The sequence below is a fragment of the Streptomyces sp. NBC_01217 genome (genome assembly GCF_035994185.1).
Taxonomy (GTDB): Bacteria; Actinomycetota; Actinomycetes; order Streptomycetales; family Streptomycetaceae; genus Streptomyces.
In genome coordinates, this window is record NZ_CP108538.1 from 6410152 (window position 1) to 6430957 (window position 20806).

The following is a 20806-nucleotide window of genomic DNA, read 5'->3' on the forward strand; positions in this document are numbered from 1 at the left end:
ATCTCCCGGTCCGAAGTCCCTCATGGAGTCGCCATGTCCGCACGACGTCACGCCACGTTGAGAGCGCTCTCGCTCGCCACCGCCGTGGTCGCGCTCGCCGCCGGTTGCTCGTCCGCCAACTCGGGTGCCAACAAAGGGGGCGGCGCCTCCGGCGTACTGACCCTGGGCAAGCCGGACGGGCCGCAGACGAACAACAGCAACCCGTTCCTGAACACCTCGGCGGGCGCCACGCTCGGCTACCGCTACATGATCTACGAGCCGCTGGCGATGACGAACCAGATCAAGCCGGCGGAGAAGGCCGACCCGTGGCTGGCCACCGACTGGAAGTGGGAGGACAACTTCACCAAGGTCACCTTCACCCTCGACCCCAAGGCCAAGTGGGCCGACGGCAAGCCGCTGACCGCCGACGACGTCGCGTACACCTTCGACCTGCTGAAGGAGCACACGGCGCTCAACTGGAACGGCATCCCGTTCGACGGGGTCGCGGTGGAGGGCAAGCAGGTCGTCCTGACCTTCAAGGACTCCCAGTACGTCAACCAGAACAAGATCATCCAGACCTTCATCGTGCCCAAGCACATCTGGGAAGGCGTCAAGGACCCGGAGACCTGGCCCAACCGGAACCCGGTCGGCTCCGGCCCGTACAAGCTCAAGACGTTCACCCCGCAGACCACCACCCTGACCGCCACGCCCACGTACTGGAAGGGCGCGACCAAGGTCAAGGAGCTGCGCTACACCGCGTACAACGACAACAGCGCGGCGACCACGGCGCTGGCGAGCGGCAAGGTCGAGTGGTCGTTCGTCTTCATGCCGAACTACAAGCAGCTGTTCATCGACAAGGACCCCAAGAACCACAAGCTGTGGTTCCCCTCCGGTCTCGGCATCCACGGACTGTGGTTCAACACCGCCCGCAAGCCGTTCGACAACCCGGCGCTGCGCAAGGCCATGGCGATGGTCGTCGACCGCAAGGCGATCTACACCCAGGCCGAGGCGACCCTCTACCCGGAGATCACCAACCCGACCGGCATCCCGCTGCCCGCCGGTGAGTCCTTCCTCGCCCCCGAGTACAAGAGCGCCACCACCGCACCCGACGTGGCGGGCGCCAAGAAGGTGCTCGCGGACGCCGGGTTCAAGCTCAGCGGCGGGGTGCTCAAGGACCCGAGCGGCAAGCCGGTGGAGCTCACCTTCACCGACCCGGCCGGCTGGAACGACTACATCACCGGGCTCGCGATCATCAAGGACAACATCAAGCAGCTCGGCATCGAGGCCAAGGTCAAGACCCAGACCGCCGAGGCCTGGGGCGCGGACGTCGCCAACGGCAACTTCGACGCCACCCTGCACTGGACCAACAGCGGCGCCACCCCGTACGACATGTACCAGAACATCATGGACGGCGCGCTGCTCCAGCCCATCGGCAAGGCGGCCCAGCAGGGCAACTTCGGCCGCTTCAAGAACGACGACGCGACCAAGGCGCTCAAGGACTTCGCCACCGCCACCGAGGACTCCGCCCGCACCGAGGCCATGAACACCCTGCAGAAGATCATGGTCGAGCAGGCGCCGATGATCCCGACGGCCGCCGCCCCCATCGGAGCCGAGTACTCCACGAAGAACTGGGTGGGCTGGCCCACCGAGACCGACCCGTACGCCCCGCCGCAGCACACCCAGCCCACCGTGCTGGAGATCGTGCTGAAGCTCAAGCCCTCCAAGTAAGCACGGGGAGACGGACCGGCCATGACCACCACCGATCGGACCGACGACGTCGTGCTCGAAGCACGCGGAGTCACCAAACACTTCCCCGTACGCCGCACCGGCCGCGACCTCCTCGCGGGCAGGCGCCGCACCGTCCACGCCGTCGACGACGTCTCGCTGAAACTCCGGCGGGGCACCGTCACGGCCCTGGTGGGGGAGTCGGGCTCCGGCAAATCCACCGTGGCCCGGCTGCTCGCCCAGCTGTATCCGCTCACCGAGGGCGAGATCCGGCTGGCGGGGAAGGCGGTGAAGGCGGGCCGTGGCCGGTCGTTTCGCACCTACGTACGCCAGGTCCAGCTCATCTTCCAGGACCCGTTCGCCTCGCTGAACCCGGTGCACACCGTGCGCTACCACCTCACGCGGGCGCTGAGGATCCACGGCCGGGCGGGCGACGGCGAGGCGGAGCTGGAACAGAACCTGACCGCTCTGCTGAACCGGGTCCAGCTGACTCCTCCCCATCAGTACCTGGACAAGTTCCCGCACGAGCTGTCGGGGGGACAGCGCCAGCGCGTGGCCATCGCCCGCGCGCTCGGCGCCGATCCCCGGGTCCTGCTCGCCGACGAGCCCGTCTCGATGCTGGACGTCTCGATCCGGCTCGGTGTGCTCAATCTGCTCAAGGACCTCAAGGACCGGCTGCATCTCGCGATCCTCTACATCACCCACGACATCGCGTCCGCCCGCTACTTCGCGGACTCGACGCTCGTGATGTACGCCGGCCGGATCGTCGAGGGCGGTGACAGCGAGAGGGTCACCCAGCACCCCGCGCACCCCTACACCCAGCTCCTCATCGCCTCCGCGCCAGACCCGGACCGGGTGGTCGCCGAGGAGGAGCAGGAGGAGACCGGCAGCGGCGAACCGCCCTCGCTGATCGCCCCGCCCGCCGGCTGCCGCTTCCACCCGCGCTGCCCCAGGGCCATGGAGCGCTGCCGCACCGAACTGCCCCCGCGCTTCGACCTCGAAGACGGCCAGTGGGCGGCCTGCTGGCTGTACGCGGACGGTGGCGAGGACCTGGGCGGGCAAGCCGCCGACCAGCACCGGAAGGAGGCCGCGAAGTGAAGTACCTGCTGCAGAGGCTCGCCTTCTACCTGGTCACCGCGTGGGCCGCGATCACCATCAACTTCCTGATCCCGCGCATGATGCCCGGCGACCCCGTCCAGGCGCTGCTCTCCCGCTTCCAGGGCCAGCTCGACACCAGCGCCATCAACTCGCTCAAGGCGCTCTTCGGACTCGACAAGCAGCAGTCGCTCTGGCAGCAGTACACCGACTACTGGGCGCATCTGCTCGACGGCGACCTCGGGCTCTCCTTCACCTTCTTCCCGACCCCGGTCAGCGAGGTGATCGGCCAGTCGTTGCCGTGGACACTCGCGCTCGTCGGCGTCACCACCCTGATCAGCTTCGTGCTCGGCACCGGCATCGGTGTCTTCACCGGCTGGCGGCGCGGCTCCTGGATGGACAGCCTGCTGCCCGTCACCACGTTCATCTCCGCCATCCCGTACTTCTGGCTGGGGCTGATCGCCATCGCGCTGTTCGCCGTGAAGTGGCCGCTCTTCCCGGCCGCGGGCGGTTACGACAGTGCACTGGTGCCCGCGTTCGACTGGCCGTTCATCTCCAGCGCGCTCTATCACGCCGCCCTGCCGGGCCTCACGATCGTGCTCAGCGCCGTGGCCGGCTGGATCCTCGGCATGCGGAACATGATGGTGACGGTGTCCAGCGAGGACTACGTCATGGTCGCCCAGGCCAAGGGGCTCTCCGAGCGGCGGGTGATGTTCGGATACGCGGCACGCAACGCGATCCTGCCCAACATCTCCGGCTTCGCCCTCTCCCTGGGCTTCATCGTCGGCGGCACGCTGCTGGTGGAGATGGTCTTCTCCTACCCGGGCATCGGCTACCAGCTCTTCCAGGGCGTGGGTGCCAAGGACTACCCCCTGATGCAGGGCGTCTTCCTCATCATCACGCTCTCGGTCCTCGCGGCGAACCTCCTCGCCGACGTCATCTACATGGTCCTCGACCCCCGTACCCGAAGGGAGGCCTAGGAACATGGCCGTCGCCACTGCCGAGGTCGCCGTGATCGACACGACCGGGACCGCGGCGCCCGGCAAACGCAGGCTGCGCTTCCTCCGCGGCCGCAAGACCGTCATCGGCCTCGGCATCCTCGCCTTCTTCGTGGTGATCGCGGTCATCGGGCCGTGGATCGCTCCGTACGACCCCGACACCATGGGCGACCAACTGCTCCAGCCACCGTCCGGCGCCCACTGGTTCGGCACCACACAGACCGGTCAGGACGTGCTCTCGCAGATCCTCGTCGGTACCCGGGGCGTCCTGGTCGTCGGCTTCGTCGCCGGGATCTTCGCGACGATCCTCTCCGTACTGGTCGGGGTCAGCGCGGGCTTCCTCGGCGGTACGGCCGACGAGGTGCTCTCGCTGCTCTCCAACGTCTTCCTGGTCATCCCGGGCCTGCCGCTGATCATCATCATCGCCAGCTTCGTCTCCGACGCGGGCGACCTGCTCATCGCCACCGTCATCGCCATCACCTCCTGGGCATGGGGCGCGCGGGTGCTGCGCGCGCAGACGCTGTCGCTGCGCCGCCGGGACTACGTGGAGGCGGCCCGCGCCACCGGCGAGTCCACCTGGCGGATCATCTTCTTCGAGGTCCTGCCGAACCTGACCGCCGTCATCGCCTCCGGCTTCGTCGGCACGGTCATCTTCGCGATCCTCTCCGAGATCACCCTCGCCTTCATCGGCGTCGCCGACATCTCCAACTGGAACTGGGGGACCGTCCTGTTCTGGGCGCAGTCCAACCAGGCCCTGGCCCAGGGCGCGTGGTGGTGGTTCGTCCCCGCCGGGCTGTGCATCGCTCTGCTCGGCATGTCGCTCGCCCTGATCAACTTCGGCATCGACGAGTTCGTCAACCCGCGCCTGCGTACGGAGACCGGCGCGTCCAGGAAGGTCCGGATGCGGGTCGGCTTCACCCCCGTGGCACGTACCGGCACCTCTGCGAAGGAGACCCGCTCATGAGCAGCGAGCCCGTCCTCACCATCCGCGGTCTGAACGTGGACTACGGGACCGGGGACGACGCCGTGCACGCGCTGCGCGACATCGACCTCACCCTGCACCGGGGCGAAGTCCTGGGCCTGGCGGGCGAGTCCGGGTCCGGCAAGTCGACGCTCGCGTACGCCGTCACCCGGCTGCTCTCGCCGCCCGGGGTGATCACCGGCGGCGAGGTCCACTACCACCAGCGGGACGGCGAGGCGCTCGACCTGCTGACCCTGTCGGCCCCCGAGCTGCGTGCCTTCCGCTGGCAGGAGCTGTCGATCGTCTTCCAGGGCGCGATGAACTCGCTCAACCCGGTGCACACGGTCCACAGCCAGCTCACCGACGTACTCCAGGCACACCGCCCGGAAATGAACCGGGCCGAACGCACCGTCCGCGCCAAGGAGTTGCTGGCCCTCGTCGGCATCTCCGCCGACCGGCTCCCCTCCTACCCGCACCAGCTCTCCGGCGGGATGCGCCAGCGCGTGATGATCGCGATGGCGCTCGCGCTGGAGCCCGAGATCGTCATCATGGACGAGCCGACGACGGCCCTGGACGTCGTCATGCAGCGCCAGATCCTGCGCCAACTGGTCAGACTCCGCGAGGAGCTGGGCTTCTCCGTCGTCTTCATCACCCATGACATCTCGCTGCTGATCGAGTTCTCGGACCGGATCGCGATCATGTACGGCGGCCGGATCGTCGAGGAGGCCGGTGCCTCCGACATCTACCAGGACCCCCGCCACCCCTACAGCGACGGCCTGCTGCACTCGTTTCCCGCACTGCACGGCCCGCGCCGCGAACTCACCGGCATCCCCGGCTCACCCCCGCACCTGTCAGCGATGCCCGCCGGCTGCGCCTTCCACCCCCGCTGCGGCAAGGTGCTCGACCCGTGCACCACCCGGGTGCCGGTCCTGGACCGGCCGGAAGGGGACGGCTCCCGCACCGTGGCCTGCTGGCTGCATCAGCCGGCCCCGGCCACCGCCACCCCCCGCTCGTAGCGACCCCACAGCACACCACAGGAGAACCATGAACCTCGTCATCCCCCAGGGATACGCTCGCGAGATCGCCGCCGAGCCCGTTGCCGGACTGCCCGCCGACTTCCGCTGGGGCGTCGCCACCGCCGCCTACCAGATCGAGGGCGCGGCCACCGAGGACGGCAGGACCCCGTCCATCTGGGACACGTACTGCAGGGTGCCGGGCATGGTCGTCCGCGGCGAGAACGGCGATGTGGCCTGCGACCACTACCACCGGATGCCCGAGGACGTGCAGCTGATCGCGGACCTGGGCGTCGACACGTACCGCTTCTCGCTCGCCTGGCCGCGCATCCAGCCGGGCGGCCGTGGACCGGCCAACGAACGGGGCCTGGACTTCTACAAGCGGCTGGTCGACGAGCTGGAGTCCAGGGGCATCACGCCCTGGATCACCCTCTACCACTGGGACCTGCCGCAGGAGCTGGAGGACGCGGGCGGCTGGCCGGCCCGCGACACCGCGTACCGCTTCGCCGAGTACGCCGCGCTCGCCTACGACGCGCTCGGTGACCGGGTGAAGCACTGGACGACGCTGAACGAGCCCTGGTGCTCGGCCATGCTCGGTTACGCCTACGGCAACCAGGCGCCCGGCCGGAAGAACTTCGGCGACGCGATCAAGGCCGTCCACCATCTGCTGCTCGGCCACGGCCTCGCCTCGCAGCACATCCGCGAGACGGCAGCCGCCCGCGGCAACGAGCTCGAACTCGGCATCACGCTCAACCTCGGCACCGCCACCCCCGAGACCGACAGCCACGAGGACGCCGAGGCCTGCCGCCGCGCCGACGGCCTCGGCCGCCGCCTCTACCTGGACCCCCTCGTCAAGGGCGCCTACCCCGAGGACGTCATCGCCGACCTCGCCCTCCAGAACGTCGAACTCCCGGTCCAGGAAGGCGATCTGGAGGTCATCTCCACGCCGATCGACATCCTCGGCGTCAACTTCTACCGCGGCACGCTCTTCTCCGGCGTCACGGAGGAGGGCTCCCCGGTGGGGGCCGACGGGCTGCCCGTCACCCGCGCGGTGGAGCGTGATCTGCCGCGTACCGCCATGGACTGGGAGATCACCCCCACCGCCCTCACCGACCTGCTGGTGCGCCTGGACAAGGAGTACGGCGTGCCGACGGTCATCACCGAGAACGGCGCCGCGTTCGACGACACCGTCTCAGAGGACGGCGAGATCCATGACGCCGACCGCACCACCTATCTCGCCGACCACATCGCCGCCGTGGCCGCGGCCCGCGCCGAAGGAGCCGATGTCCGCGGCTACTTCGCCTGGTCGCTGATGGACAACTTCGAGTGGTCCTACGGCTACGACAAGCGCTTCGGCATCGTCCGCGTCGACTACGACACCCAGGAGCGGACGCTCAAGGACAGCGCCAAGTGGTACCGCGACACGATCCGCCTCACCCGCAACGCGTAGTCGCGGCAACGACCGGGTCCCGCAGCCCTGCCGGGTCTGTCGCAGTCCGGTGTCGGCCCATCGCGCAGGGCGATGTGAAGTCGGAGACCGACCGGTTGCGAGCCGAGCAGCAGAAACAGCAGAAGCATTCTTTCCGTGTCCCAAGGAGCCGCAATGCCACCACGCACCCGCCGGCACAGCCGACACCGGGCCAGACCGGCGACAGCGACGCTCGCCGCGGCCGCCGTCCTCGCCGGTCTGCTCGCCGGAGCCGTCCCCAGCGCCGCCGCGACCGTTGCCGCCGACGACCCGGCACCCGTCCTCGTCGACCGCTTCGAGGGCGAGGTCCCGTTCGCGGGCCAGCCCGCCGACGGCATCTTCACCTGGGGCGGCGACTCCGACGACCCGCCCACCCTGGCCCTGAAGGACCGCGCCGACGCCCCCGAGGGCGCCAAGGTCCTCGAAGGCACGTACGACATCAGCGGCTACGGCGGACTCAGCCATGACTTCGCCGCCGACCAGCCCGCCCACGACTGGTCCGCCCACAAGGGCATCCGCTTCTGGTGGTACGGCCAGAACACCGCACCCCTGCCGCCCGGTTCGGGCAGGAGGATCAACTTCGAGATCAAGGACGGCGGCGCCCACGGCGAGGCGTCCGAGCTGTGGACGACCTCCTTCACCGACGACTGGGAGGGCTGGCACCAGGTCGAGATCCCCTTCGCCGACTTCACGTACCGCACCGACTACCAGCCCGTCGGCGGCATCGACCAGGTCCTCGGCCTCGACGAGATGTGGGGCTACGCCGTCACGCTGCCGACGGGCGCCCCCGGCTCGTTCGCCATGGACGGTGTGGAGCTGTACGGGAAGGCCGACGCGGCCCTGAAGGCGAGCGTCGTCACGGACGCGGCGGTCCACACAGTCAAGGAGGGCGGCGCGGCGGACATCGATGTCTCCGTCGCCACCACCGGCTCCGTACCGATCGAGGAACCCGTCACCGTCGCGTACGAGACCAAGGGCGGCAGCGCCGAGGCCGGCAAGGACTACACGTCGGTCAGCGGCACGTACACCTTCCCGGCGGGCACCGCCTCCGGCACCTCGCACCGGATCACCGTCGCCACGAAGAAGGACGGGTCCGCCGAGTCCGCGGAGACGATCCCGCTCGAACTCACCGTGACCGGCGCCAAGCCGCCGAAGGAGAACCCGCAGGTCGTCATCGACGCCCATGGGCTGCCGTACCTGGACCCGAAGCTCCCGGTGAAGAAGCGCGTCGCCGACCTCCTCTCCCGGATGTCACCGGCCGAGAAGGCCGGCCAGATGACGCAGGCCGAGCGCAATGCACTGAAGTCGCAGGGGGACATCGCCACGTACGACCTCGGCTCGCTGCTCTCCGGCGGCGGCTCCGTCCCCACGCCCAACACGGCCGCGGCGTGGGCCAAGATGGTCGACTCCTACCAACTCCGGGCGCAGGCAACCCGTTTCCAGATCCCGCTGATCTACGGCGTGGACGCGGTGCACGGGCACAACAACGTCATCGGCTCGACGATCATGCCGCACAACATCGGCATCGGCGCAGGCCGCGACCCGAACCTCGCCGAGAGGACCGGCGCGGTCACCGCGAACGAGGTCCGTGCCACGGGCATTCCGTGGGACTTCGCGCCCTGCCTCTGTGTGACCCGCGACGAACGCTGGGGCCGTTCCTACGAGGCGTACGGTGAGGACCCGGCGCTCGTCGAGTCCATGGAGACCGTCATCCAGGGCATGCAGGGCGCCGCGTCCGGCAAGGACCTACACCGGGGCGACAAGGTACTGGCCACCGCCAAGCACTACGTCGGCGACGGCGGTACGGAGTTCGGCTCGTCCACCACCGGTTCGTACACCATCGACCAGGGCGTCACGAAGGTCACCCGGCAGGAACTCGAAGCCGTGCACCTCGCCCCGTTCGAGGAGGCCGTCAAGCGCGGTGTCGGCACGGTCATGCCGTCGTACTCCTCGCTGGACATCCTCGGTGACGACCAGGGCCCGGTGAAGATGCACGCCGACGCCGAGATGATCGACGGAGTGCTCAAGGACCGGATGGGCTTCGAGGGCTTCGTCATCAGTGACTGGCAGGCCATCGACCAGATCCCCGGCGACTACGCGAGCGATGTCCGTACGTCCGTCAACGCCGGACTCGACATGATCATGGTGCCGACCGCGTACCAGGACTTCACGAAGACGCTCCAGGACGAGGTCACCGCGGGCCGGATCAGCCAGGCCCGGATCGACGACGCGGTCACCCGCATCCTCACCCAGAAGTTCCGCCTCGGCCTCTTCGAGAAGCCGTACGCGGACACGGCGAACATCGACGGGGTCGGCTCCGCCGAACACCGCGCCGTGGCCCGCGAGGCGGCGGCCAAGTCGCAGGTCCTGCTGAAGAACGACGGCGCAGTGCTGCCGCTCAAGGCATCCCAGAAGGTGTACGTCGCCGGGTCGAACGCCGATGACATCGGCAACCAGGCCGGCGGCTGGACCGTCAGCTGGCAGGGCTCGTCCGGGAAGATCACCACGGGTACGACGATCCTGGAGGCCATGAAGAAGGACGCCACGGACGCGGCCTCGCTCACCTACTCCAAGGACGCCTCGGCCTCCACCGACGGCTACGACGTGGGTGTGGTCGTCGTCGGCGAGACCCCGTACGCCGAAGGCATCGGTGACGTCGGCAACGGCAACGACCTGGAGCTGAGCGCCGCCGACAAGGCCGCGATCGACAAGGTCTGCGCCGCGATGAAGTGCGCGGTCCTCATCGTCTCGGGCCGCCCGCAGCTCATCGGCGACCGGCTCGGCGACATCGACGCACTCGTCGCGTCGTGGCTGCCGGGCACCGAGGGCGACGGCGTGGCCGATGTCCTCTACGGGAAGCGCGCCTTCACCGGACAGCTGCCGGTCACCTGGCCGAAGTCCGAGTCGCAGCTGCCGATCAACGTCGGCGACGCGGCCTACGACCCGCAGTTCCCCTACGGCTGGGGGCTCACCACGCTCCGCAAGCCCCCGGCGGGCGGCGAGCTGACCCTTGCCGCGCTCGCGATCGCCGCGCAGATCGCGGAGAAGGCCCACCTCGGCAGGACGGCGGGCGGCAAGGCGATCGTCGACCAGGCCAGGCTGCTGGTGCAGCAGAAGATGGAGCAGAAGACCGGCGGGAAGCCGACCGCGGCGGCGTCCAAGCCGTTCGCCGAGGCGGACCATCTGCTGCTCACCGGCGATCTGACCGGGGCGGTGGCGAAGCTGAGGACGGCGTACCGGGCCGCGTAGCTCAGTAAACCCCCGTAGAAACGGAACCGACCCAGGTGGGCGGTGGCGCCAAAGCCGCCCACCTGGGTTAGCTTCGAAGTATGCGGAACAGGCTGTTCCCGACCCTGCTGGCCGCCCTGCTGCTGATTCTCTCGGCAGCCGTGCTCGCCATGGCACCCGCTGCGCCCGCATCAGTCGGTGCGTCAGTCGGTGCGTCAGTCGGTGCGTCAGCCGGCGCATCGGTCGGTGCATCGGTCGGTGCATCCACCATCAATGATGTCGCGCAGGCGCTGCGCAAGAGCCCGGTGTACGTCGATCCGGCCGCCGCCGGTCAGCTCTCCACGGGCCAGGCGGCCGCCCTGACGAAGAAGATCAAGGACGCCGACAAACCCGTGTTCGTGGCGGTGCTGCCGCAGACCCCGGCGTTCCCTCAGGACACCCTGCTCACCACCTTGCGCACTGACACCGGCATCACCGGCGTCTACGCGGTCCGCCTCGGCGACGGGTTCAGCGCCGGCGCGGACCCGCAGGTGATGTCCACCCGGGCGGTCCAGAACCTCACCGCCGCCGTGAAGGCACCCGGCACGGACACCGACGCCGCGACCCAGCTCAACGCCTTCGTCGACCGGGCCGTCGAACAGGCCAGGGGCAGCGCCCCCGCCTCCTGGGGCGGCTCCGCCGCGAGCGATGGTTCGTCGTCCGCCGTCGGACTGATCACGGTCGGCGCGATCCTGGTGCTGGGCGGCGGTACGGCCTACACGATCTTCCGGCGCAACCGCAGGCGCAAGGAGACCGAGGAACGGGCCGCGCTCGACAAGCTCCGGGTCGTCGTGGACGAGGACATCACCGCGTACGGCGAAACCCTGGACCGCCTGGACTTCCACCCCGCCGAGCCGGGCGCCGACGACCTCATGCGCGCCGACTACGAGCGGGCGCTCGACTCCTACGAGGGCGCGAAATCCGCCATGTCCAGGGCCCGGCACCCGTCCGACGTGCGCGGGGTCACCAAGGCCCTGGAGGACGGCCGCTTCTCCCTCGCCGTCCTGGAGGCCCGGCGGACGGGCGGTGAACTGCCCGCCCGCCGGCCGCCGTGCTTCTTCGACCCGCGCCACGGCCCCTCGGTCGCCGACGTCCACTGGTCCCCGGCCACCGGCACGGCCCGCGAGGTCCCGGTCTGCGCGGCGGACGAGATCCGGCTGCGCGAGGGCGAGGAACCGCTGAGCCGCACCGTCGACACGGGCGACGGCCGCCGCCCGTACTGGGAGGCGGGCCCGGCGTACGGCCCCTGGGCGGGCGGCTACTTCGGTGGCGGCCTGCTCCCGGGCCTGCTGGTCGGCACGCTGCTCGGCTCCGCGCTGTCGTCCCCGGCGTACGCGGCGGAGTACGGAGGCGGCGACTTCGGCTCCGGCGGCGACTGGAGCGGAGGGGACTTCTCCGGCTCCGACTTCGACTCGTCGGGCTTCGACGGCGGAGGTTTCGGCGGCGGCGGTGACTTCGGTGGCGGTGGCGGCGGCGGCTTCGACGGAGGCGGATTCTGAACCACTGACCGGCGTATTTCCGAGCCACCGACCGGCGAGCTCTCGGGCAGGTGCGATCCATGCTAGACCTGAAGTCATGTCTGGTATCGGCCGATTCCGGGTGAGGCTGCGACGCTTCGTCCGGCGACCACATCGGCACGATGGGGGCTCCGGCCCAGTGACCTCCGCGCCGCCCGGCCGGAACACGGCCCACCGCTTCGCAGGCCGCGAACTGCTGTCCCTGTTCAGCGTGCGCACCGTGGCCGGCCAGGTCTTCCTGTGCGTGCTCGTGCTCGTACTCCTGCTCATCGCGGGCGGTGCGTTCGCGCTGGTGATCCAGGGCCGCAGCGACAGCCTGGAAGAGGCCCGGTCGCGCACGATGAGCGTGGCCGAGACCTTCGCCGAATCGCCGGGGCTCGTGTCGGCGCTGGACAGCAAGAACCCCACCGCGGTCCTGCAGCCACGCGCGGAGGAGGTCCGCAGGGAGGCCGGGGTCGATTACGTCATAGTGTCCAGCCCGCAGGGCATCCGCTACACCCACCCCGACCCCGCGCTGATCGGCAAGCGCATGCACGGCCCCTACAAGGAAGCGCTGACCGGCCCGGGCTTCACCCGCACCTTCTCCGGCAGCCAGGGGCCCGCGATCCTCTCGGTGGTGGCCGTCGACCGGCCCGACGGCTCGGTCGCCGGTCTGGTGTCCGTCGGGCTCACCGACAAGACGGTGAACAGCGTGGCCGACCGGTCCATCCCGTTCGCCATCGCCGCCGCGGTGGCCGCCGCCGCGATCACCGCGGGCGGCGCGGCGCTCGTCAGCAGACGGCTGCGCCGCCAGACACACGGGCTCGGCCCCGCGGAGATGACCCGGATGTACGAGCACCACGACGCGGTGCTGCACACGGTCCGCGAAGGCGTCATCATCGTCGATGCCGAGCACCGGCTGACGCTGGTCAACGACGAGGCCCGCAGGCTGCTCTTCCTTCCCCCGGACGCCGAGGGCCGCGTCATGGCGGACCTCGGGCTGGACGCCGACACCGCGGAACTGCTCGCCTCTTGCCGGACCGTCACGGACGAGGTGCTGCGCGTCGGCAACCGGCTGCTGGCCGTCAACCTCAGGCCCACCGGCCTGCGCGACGGGCCGCCCAGCACCGTGGCGACCCTGCGGGACACCACCGAGCTCCGCAAGGTCACGGGCCGGGCGGAACTCGTCCACGAACGGCTGCTGCTCCTCTACGAGGCCGGTGCCCGCATCGGTACCACCCTCGACGTGACGCGGACGGCCCAGGAACTGGCGGACGTCGCGACCCCGGGATTCGCCGACGTCACGACCGTCGACCTCGTCGATCCCGCGCTCCCGGCGGAGGAGCCGGCCACCCCCGACAGCCCCGCGCTGGACATGCGCCGTACCGCCGTCGCCACCGCGGACCCGGACCAGCCCCTCTTCCCGATCGGCCATGCGGTCGGATTCGTTCCTTCCAGGACCCGGGCCATGCGCGTCAACAGTGCCGAGGCCGGCCTGGGAGCCGATGTCCACGAGCGGCTGGGGTGGCCGCACCGTGATCCCGAGACGGCCGAGCGGATCCTGGCCTACGGATTCCACTCGGTGCTCTCCGTCCCCCTGCACGCCCGTGGCGTCATCCTGGGCATGGCCAACTTCTGGCGCGCGGGCAACCCCCGTCCGTTCGACGACGACGATCTGTCCTTCGCCGAGGAACTGGTCGGCCGCGCGGCCATCAGCCTGGACAACGCCCGCAGGTACACGCGTGAGCACGAAATGGCCGTGACGCTCCAGCGCAGTCTGCTGCCCCGCGACCTGCCCGAGCTGAACGCACTCGACCTCGCCCACCGCTATCTGCCCGCGCGGGCCGAGGTGGGCGGCGACTGGTACGACGTGATCCCGCTGTCCGGCGCCCGGGTCGCCCTGGTCGTCGGTGACGTGGTCGGCCACGGGCTGCACGCCGCCGCCACCATGGGGCGGCTGCGCACCAGCATCCACAACTTCTCCGCGCTGGACTTCGCGCCCGACGAACTCCTCGGACACCTCGACGAACTGGTCGGCCGGATCGACCAGGAGGAGGCGACGGAGGGCGGGAGCGCCGAGGTCGCCGGAGCCGGCTGCCTGTACGCGGTCTACGACGCGGTCTCCGGGAACTGCTCGGTGGCCAGGGCCGGCCACCCCGGTCCCGTACTGGTTCTCCCGGACGGCACCGTCGAGGTCCCCGAGGTGCCGGTCGGCCTGCCGCTGGGCATCGGCGGCATGCCCTTCGAGGCGGCCGAGTTCCACGTACCCGAGGGGAGCCGTCTGGTCCTCTACACGGACGGCCTCGTCGAGCACCGCGAGCGGGACATCGACGTCGGTCTGGAGCTTCTGCGCGCCACCCTCGCGGGCCGCGACCGGACACCGGAGGAGACCTGCGACGACGTGCTCGAAGCGATGGTGTCCGGGCCGCCGACCGACGACGTGGCCCTCCTCGTGGCCCGTACCCGCACGTTCGATCCCCACCAGGTCGCGCAATGGGCCGTGGCCAACGACCCGGCGGCCGTCGCCGGGGTCCGCAAGAACGTCGCCCAGTGGCTCACCGAGCGCGGCCTGGACGAGGAGGCGTTCACCACCGAGCTCATCCTCAGTGAACTGGTCACCAACGCGGTGCGCTACGGCTCGTCGCCCATCGTCGTCCGGCTGCTGCACGACCGCAGCCTGATCTGCGAGGTCTCCGACAGCAGCAGCACCTCACCGCATCTGCGCTACGCGGCGACGACGGACGAGGGCGGCCGGGGCCTGTTCCTCGTCGCCCAGTTCGCCGAACGCTGGGGCACCCGCTACACCGAGACCGGCAAGGTGATCTGGTCGGAGCAGACGGTCGGCGAACCGGAGACGGAGGAGGACGGCTGAGGCGCGTGCCGTCCGGAATGCCGACGGACAGCCGTCGTGACACGCTGAGACGGGGGATCACGGCTATGTCACCCGAGGAGATCGAAATGGCCAGTGACACCACCAGAGCCAAGGCGGGCCCGAGCCCCTGGCACGCGCCCACATCCGGTACGACGCTCCTGGCAGCGGCCCTGATGATCCTCGGCGGGGTGATGGCGATCTTCGAGGGGATCGCGGCCATCACGAGGGACAACCTGTTCGTCGTGACGCGCCACTACGTCTTCGAGTTCAGCCTGGCGGGCTGGGGCTGGGTCCACCTCATCCTGGGTATCGCCCTCGTGCTCGCCGGCTGCGCACTGTTCACCGGGGCCCTGTGGGCACGCTACTTCGGTGTCCTCGTGGCCGGCCTGGGCGCGATCGCCAACTTCCTGTGGCTGCCGTTCTACCCCTTGTGGGCCCTGGTGCTGATCGTCATCAACATCTTCGTCGTCTGGGCGCTGTGCATGGGCATGCACCGCGAAGCGGAAGAGGGCCGGACCGCCTGAAGGCAGGACGCCGCGAACGCCGAGCGCCCGCCTTCCGCCCCCGGTGGGGGAGGAGGCGGGCGCGCTCGGGTCCGGGCGTGGGGCGGCGGCAGGCGTCAGGCCTGCGGGGCGGCCTTGATCGCGGAGATGTCGAAGTTGAGCTTGACCTTGTCGCTGACCATCACACCGCCGGTCTCCAGCGCCGCGTTCCAGGTCAGGCCCCAGTCGGAGCGCAGGATGTTCGCGCTGCCCTCGAAGCCGACGCGCTCGTTGCCGTAGGGGTCGGTGGCGGAGCCGTTGAACTCCAGGTCGATGGCGAGGGGCCGCGTGACGTCCTTGATGGTGAGGTCGCCGGTGATGCGGTAGGTGTCGCCACCGAGCTGCTCGGCGTGGGTGGAGCGGAAGGTCATGAGGGGGAACTTCTCGGCCTCGAAGAAGTCGCCGCTGCGCAGGTGGCCGTCGCGGTCGGCGATGCCGGTGTCGATGCTGGCGATCTTGACATCGATGGAGGCGGTGGAGTTCGCGGGGTCGTGCCCGTCGAGCTTCAGGCTGCCCTCGTGCTCGCCGAAGGAGCCGCGGACGTTGGTGACCATGGCGTGGCGCACGGTGAAACCGATGCTGCTGTGCGACGGGTCGATCGTGTACTCGCCGCTCAGGGCGACCAGGGCCGGGTCCACGGCGGTGGCGGTGGCAGCGGACGGGGCGTTGTTGTTCTTGCGGTTGAACAGAGCCATGGCTCCTCCTCGGGGGACGTGATCGAGTGGCCGTCGAAAGTGTTTGTTTAACCTTCAACGAGAAAGACTCTAGCGGCATCTAGTTCAAAGTTCAACATCCGTGGCGTGGATTGTTGTGGAAATCGACTCGGCTGCCGTCATGCGCCCCTCGTCGCCCTCTGGCGGACGCGCGTAGAACTCGGGCACTATCTCCCTGCCTCTATTTGTCATGAGCAGGAGGAGTCCCCCATGGTGTCACGCATGACACTGCGCCCCGTCCTGACCGCCCTCGCCCTCGTCCTCGGCGTCCTCTTCGCCCCCGGCGTCGGTGTCCTCGGCAGTGGTGCCACCCAGGCCCACGCCGTCACGAAGCTCACCCACTCCCAGGCCACCGCCCGGTTCAGCTCCTCCGGAATCACCTGGTCGTCCTCCGGCGGCTGCTCCGACCGGAACAACCCCACCTGCACATCCTTCGAGCAGCTCAACCTGCCCACCGCCCAGGGCGCCCAGACCCTCAAGAGCGCCACCGGCTGCGCGCTCAACATCACCGGCGGCACCGAGACCGGGCACGCCAGCGGTACGTACTCGCACTGGAACGGCTACAAGCTCGACTACGGCAAGTCCACCTGTCTCACCAACTACATCCACAACGCCTTCAGCTACATAGGGCTCCGTGGTGACGGCGCTCCCCAGTACCAGTCCGGCTCCGGGAACATCTACGCGGACGAGGGCAACCACTGGGACGTCCTGTACTACAACTGCGGCGGCTGCTGACCGCATATGCCTGCGCGCGTGCCCCCGTTCCCACCGGAACGGGGGCACGCGGCGTCAAGGGACTTCCGCACTCCGGACCACATCGGCTATCGCCGCAGTGCTTCGACGGGCTGGATGCGGCTGGCGCGCCAGGCGGGGTAGAGGCCGGCGGCCAATCCGGTGGCCAGCCCGATGGCAGGGGCCATGAGGACGGTCATGGGGTGGATGACCGGAGTGAAGCGGGCCGAGACCGACGCCGGCCTGTGTGAGGGCACCACCAGCGCGGAAGCCGCCCGGATCGCCGGGCTCGAGCGGGAGGTGAAGGATTCGCATGCCGGTCACCGGAGGCCGGAAACATGCGCGAGCCCCCCGGCCCTCGGCCGGGGGGCTGCGGATACGACGAGGCGCTACGAAGTGGTGCGGTAGGCCCGGAGGATCGTCTGCTTCAGCGTGTTGCCGTCCGCGTCCGTGAGCACGACGCGCAGCGAGACGGTGCCGGGGCGGGCGGGGTGGCGCAGTTCGAGCCGCTTGCGGTCGGCGACCCTGGCCGGCTTCCAGGTCCTGCCGCCGTCGTAGGACACGGTGACCGCCAGCTTGCGGACGGTACGCGTGGTGGCCGCGCCCTCGATCGTGAAGGGGACGGTGAAGGCCGTACCGGCCTTGGCCGTGCTGGCCGCACCGAGCCTGGGCGTGAAGCGCACCGCCGACAGCGGCAGCCACTTCACGGTGTCCCCGGCCACGTGAGCGGAGCGGAAGGTCCACTCAGCGGTCACCCGGGTGCTGACCGCGGAGAGTGACGTGGCGCGGGTGACGTCGGTGGTGAGCCGGTAGGTGTGCCGCCCGGCGGGGAGGGTGTGCGTCTCGCCGTTCAGGGGCGCGCCCGAGGTGAACACCGGTGTGCCGTCCGCGTACAGCGCGCTCCTGGCCTTGGTGTAGTCGGAGACGCCCACGTGGCCCGCGCCGTCGGAGAACAGCGGCACGTACGCGGCGAACTCGTCGCCGAGGCGGATCGCTCCCGACGCCTCCGCACCGGCGGTGTAGAGGTGCGGGCCGAAGACGCCGATGTTGAACCGCTGCGTGTACGACCTGCCGGCGGTGTAGGACCGGGAAGCGGTGACGGTCTGGCCGCCCTCCCACCGCTGTTCGCCGTCCGCGTCCGGGGCGCCGTACTGGCTCACGCCGTACTGCCACTTCACGCCGGGCAGGACGTACTCGGTGCCGGTGTGCGGCAGGGCGAACTCGTCGGCGTCGAAGTCGAACCAGGACCCGTTGGGCGCCAGGGGCGCAGCCATGAGGGTCCCGGCCTTGCCCGCGGCGGGTGCGCCTACGGTGAGGTTCAGCTTGGCGAAGTCCTGGCGTCGCGGTCTCGCGGTGAATCCGGAGAGGTCGCCGGTGCGGTTCCACACCGGCCGGTACCGCACGGCGCCATGGGTCCACGTCCCGTTGTACTGCGCGAACGCCTCTCCCGCCGGGAGCCGGGCGCCGAGCTGGCCGACCCTCAGGCCGGCGAAGTCGCCGACGAGGTAGGTGGCCGTGTAGCTCGATCCGTCGATGTCGAGGCCGAAGTTGAAGGTGGCGGCGGTGTGCTTCGCCGCGCGGTCGGGCACGGTGATGCGTACGGGATCGGCCTTGCGGGCGTCCATGACCAGCGTGGTGTCCCGGGTCAGCGCGAACTTCGGGTGCAGCAGCAGAGCCAGTTCCCCGTCGCCGGGGCCGGCTCCGGTGGCGACGCGGCCTTCCAGGGCGTAGCGGCCCTTGGGCAGCCGCACCGTGAACTCCCCGTCCTCGGGGTTGGAGTAGTCCTTCCAGAGGTCGCCGCCCAGGCTGTAAACGCCGGTCTGCGAGTCACCGGTGGGCTTGCCCCGCAGGTCCAGGTGCCTGACCGTGAGGTCGTACGACTCGACCTCACGGGTCACGCCGAAGGCGGTTCGCACGGTGGTGTCCGCGTCCGTCGCGGTCACGGAGCCGCCGAAGGTGCCGTCGGCCGTGCCCGCGCGGGTGTCGGCGGTCACGGCGGCGGTCGCCGTGCCGCCCGCCGGGACGGTGAGCCGTTGCGGCGAGACGGTGAACATGCCCTTGGTGGCCGGCTTCCCGTCCTCACCGAATGCCTCGGTGACCAGGTCCAGGGTGACCGGCCGGTCGCCGTCGTTGCGGTAGGTGATCTCCTTGGTGACGGGCTCGTCGTCGGCGTGCGGCCACCGGGCGGTGCCGAAGCCCAGCGCGGGACTGCTCGTCACCCGCTGGCCCATGGCCCGCGCGATGTCGGTACGGCCCGTGCCCTGGGCGAACGCGGACAGGCCCGGAGCGGCCGCGGCGGAGCCGGTGAGTACGGCCTTGATGCGCTCGCCGGTCCAGTCCGGGTGCTGCTGGGCGAGGATCGCGGCGGCGCCCGCCACGTGCGGGGTGGCCATCGACGTGCCGCTCATCGACACATAGCCGTCGGCCGCCGGGTCGCCCGCCACGCCCTCGGCGGCCCGTGCGGCGACGATGTCCACGCCCGGGGCGGTGAGGTCGGGCTTCAGGGAGCCCTCGGCGGTGGGGCCTCGGCTGGAGAAGTCGGCGATGCCGTCGGCCCGGTCCACCGCGCCGACGGTGAGCGCGGCGGCGGCGCTGCCCGGGGTGCCGATGGTGCCCGCGCCGGGCCCCCTGTTGCCCGCGGCGACGACGAACAGGGTGCCGGAGTCCGCCGACAGCCGGTTCACGGCTTGCTCGACCGGGTCGGTCCCCGGGGTGTCCTCGCCGCCGAGGCTGAGGTTGACCACCTTGGCGCCCTGCTCGACGGCCCACTGCATACCGGCGATGATGTCGGACTCGCGGCCGGCGCCGCTGTCGTCGAGGACCTTGCCGCTGATGATGCGCGCTCCGGGCGCGACGCCCTTGTACTTCCCGCCCGACCTGGCCCCGGAGCCCGCGACGGTCGAGGCCACGTGCGTGCCGTGGCCCACGCGGTCCACGGTGTCCGGCGTGTCGGAGAAGTTCTTCTGGGCGTCGACGCGGTCCTTCAGATCGGGGTGCGTGGCGTCCACCCCGGTGTCCAGGACCGCGACGGTGACGCCCGTGCCGTCGTAACCCGCCGCCCAGGCCGCGGGGGCGCCGATCTGCGCCGTGCTCCGGTCCAGACTCGCCTCGACCTTGCCGTCGAGCCAGATCTTCCGGACCTTCGCCGAGGTGTCGCCGGCCGCCGAACGTGCCCCCGCACCGGTACCGGTGAGCGTCCGCCACAGCGTCGCGGCCTCGGACTTGCGGGCCCGCAGGGCGTCGCCGTTGACGCTGGGCAGGCCCCGGGTGACCCGGGCTCCGGAGGCCGACAACGAGCGCGCCGCGACGGAACCGCCCTCGGGGTAGGTGACGATGAGGGGCAGGTCGGGCCGGGAGGCGTCGTCGTATCCGAGGTCCACCAGCCGCGTCACGTCGAACAGCCGCCGGTCGACGGTGCCGTCCACGAGCAGCCGCTCGGCGTCGCGTGGCACCGTGAAGGCGTGCCCGCCGGCCGCGCGGGATATGCGGAACGTCATGTCCTCCCGGCCTTCGGCGGCCGAGACGCCGGTGATCTTGCCCGCGCGGTCCACGGTCACCTTGTCGCCGGTGACGAGGGTGACCGTCCGCGCGGGGCCTCCGGAACCGGCCCCCGCACCGAACACCGACCCCGGACGGAGCCCCGGGCGGGACGCGCCCTCGGCCGGAGCAGCCTGGACGTTCACGGCCGCCCCGCCCAACAGGGCGGTGGCGAGCGCGACCGCGGTGATCGGGCCGAACGCGCCTGTCGGCCTTCGTCTCTTGTGGTTCAAGGCGTGCCTTTCTTCGGTTGCCGGCCCAGCGGCCGGTACTGGTGGGAGGAGTCTGTGTGGACACGTGACGCACTGCTCGCGCCGGGCGGAACGCGCGTCGAGGAGCGCCGCGTGCCGGCCGTTGGTCAGGCGTCCCGACCGGAAAACCGCGGGACCCCGGGAACACGCGATTCGG

13 protein-coding genes and 1 pseudogene are annotated in these 20806 nt (G+C 70.3%); 11 read left to right on the forward strand and 3 right to left on the reverse strand.

Annotated elements, in window-relative coordinates:
- The first annotated feature begins 33 nt into the window (after positions 1-33).
- The 10 genes from OG507_RS28740 (at position 34) to OG507_RS28785 (ending at position 15398) form a co-directional block, all read left to right on the forward strand.
- Positions 34-1707: an ABC transporter substrate-binding protein gene (locus OG507_RS28740; protein ID WP_327370043.1), complete on the forward strand. Its 1674-nt coding sequence runs from the start codon at positions 34-36 to the stop codon at positions 1705-1707.
- Positions 1708-1728: 21 nt separating this feature from the next.
- Entirely contained in the window at positions 1729-2802 is a 1074-nt protein-coding gene (locus OG507_RS28745) for an ABC transporter ATP-binding protein (protein ID WP_327370044.1), read from the forward strand.
- The gene (locus tag OG507_RS28750; RefSeq protein ID WP_327370045.1) at positions 2799-3779 is read left to right on the forward strand and encodes an ABC transporter permease; all 981 of its coding nucleotides are present in this window, start codon (positions 2799-2801) and stop codon (positions 3777-3779) included. The genes OG507_RS28745 and OG507_RS28750 overlap by 4 nt, the downstream gene beginning before the upstream one ends.
- Before the next feature lie 4 nt (positions 3780-3783).
- Positions 3784-4761, forward strand: a complete 978-nt coding sequence (locus OG507_RS28755; protein ID WP_327370046.1) for an ABC transporter permease — start codon at positions 3784-3786, stop codon at positions 4759-4761.
- Positions 4758-5774 carry an ABC transporter ATP-binding protein gene (locus OG507_RS28760; protein WP_327370047.1) on the forward strand — a complete coding sequence of 339 codons (1017 nt, stop codon included), beginning with the start codon at positions 4758-4760 and terminating at the stop codon, positions 5772-5774. The genes OG507_RS28755 and OG507_RS28760 overlap by 4 nt, the downstream gene beginning before the upstream one ends.
- 28 nt (positions 5775-5802) lie before the next feature.
- Positions 5803-7221, forward strand: a complete 1419-nt coding sequence (locus OG507_RS28765; RefSeq protein WP_327370048.1) for a GH1 family beta-glucosidase — start codon at positions 5803-5805, stop codon at positions 7219-7221.
- 153 nt (positions 7222-7374) lie between these two features.
- Complete coding sequence (locus OG507_RS28770) at positions 7375-10488, forward strand: glycoside hydrolase family 3 protein (RefSeq protein WP_327370049.1); 3114 nt, start codon at positions 7375-7377, stop codon at positions 10486-10488.
- A gap of 80 nt (positions 10489-10568) precedes the next feature.
- Entirely contained in the window at positions 10569-12005 is a 1437-nt protein-coding gene (locus OG507_RS28775; protein WP_327370050.1) for a hypothetical protein, read from the forward strand.
- Between the two features lie 238 nt (positions 12006-12243).
- Complete coding sequence (locus OG507_RS28780) at positions 12244-14874, forward strand: SpoIIE family protein phosphatase (protein ID WP_327372140.1); 2631 nt, start codon at positions 12244-12246, stop codon at positions 14872-14874.
- Between the two features lie 86 nt (positions 14875-14960).
- Positions 14961-15398 (forward strand): DUF7144 family membrane protein, encoded by a 438-nt coding sequence (locus tag OG507_RS28785; protein WP_327370051.1) that lies wholly within the window; start codon positions 14961-14963, stop codon positions 15396-15398.
- A gap of 95 nt (positions 15399-15493) precedes the next feature.
- Here OG507_RS28785 and OG507_RS28790 read toward each other — a convergent pair whose 3' ends face one another.
- Positions 15494-16111, reverse strand: a complete 618-nt coding sequence (locus tag OG507_RS28790; protein ID WP_327370052.1) for a YceI family protein — start codon at positions 16109-16111, stop codon at positions 15494-15496.
- 228 nt (positions 16112-16339) lie between these two features.
- Here OG507_RS28790 and OG507_RS28795 point away from each other — a divergent pair, with 228 nt between their 5' ends.
- Positions 16340-16864, forward strand: coding sequence for a hypothetical protein (locus OG507_RS28795; RefSeq protein WP_327370053.1), 525 nt, complete (start codon positions 16340-16342; stop codon positions 16862-16864).
- Between the two features lie 86 nt (positions 16865-16950).
- On the opposite strand, the pseudogene OG507_RS28800 reads toward OG507_RS28795, so the two are convergent.
- Positions 16951-17082, reverse strand: a pseudogene (locus tag OG507_RS28800) (ABC transporter permease); the annotation flags it as partial.
- Positions 17083-17250: 168 nt separating this feature from the next.
- A complete protein-coding gene (locus tag OG507_RS28805; protein ID WP_327370054.1) occupies positions 17251-20631 on the reverse strand; it encodes a S8 family serine peptidase in 3381 nt (1126 codons plus the stop codon).
- Between the last annotated feature and the right edge of the window lie 175 nt (positions 20632-20806).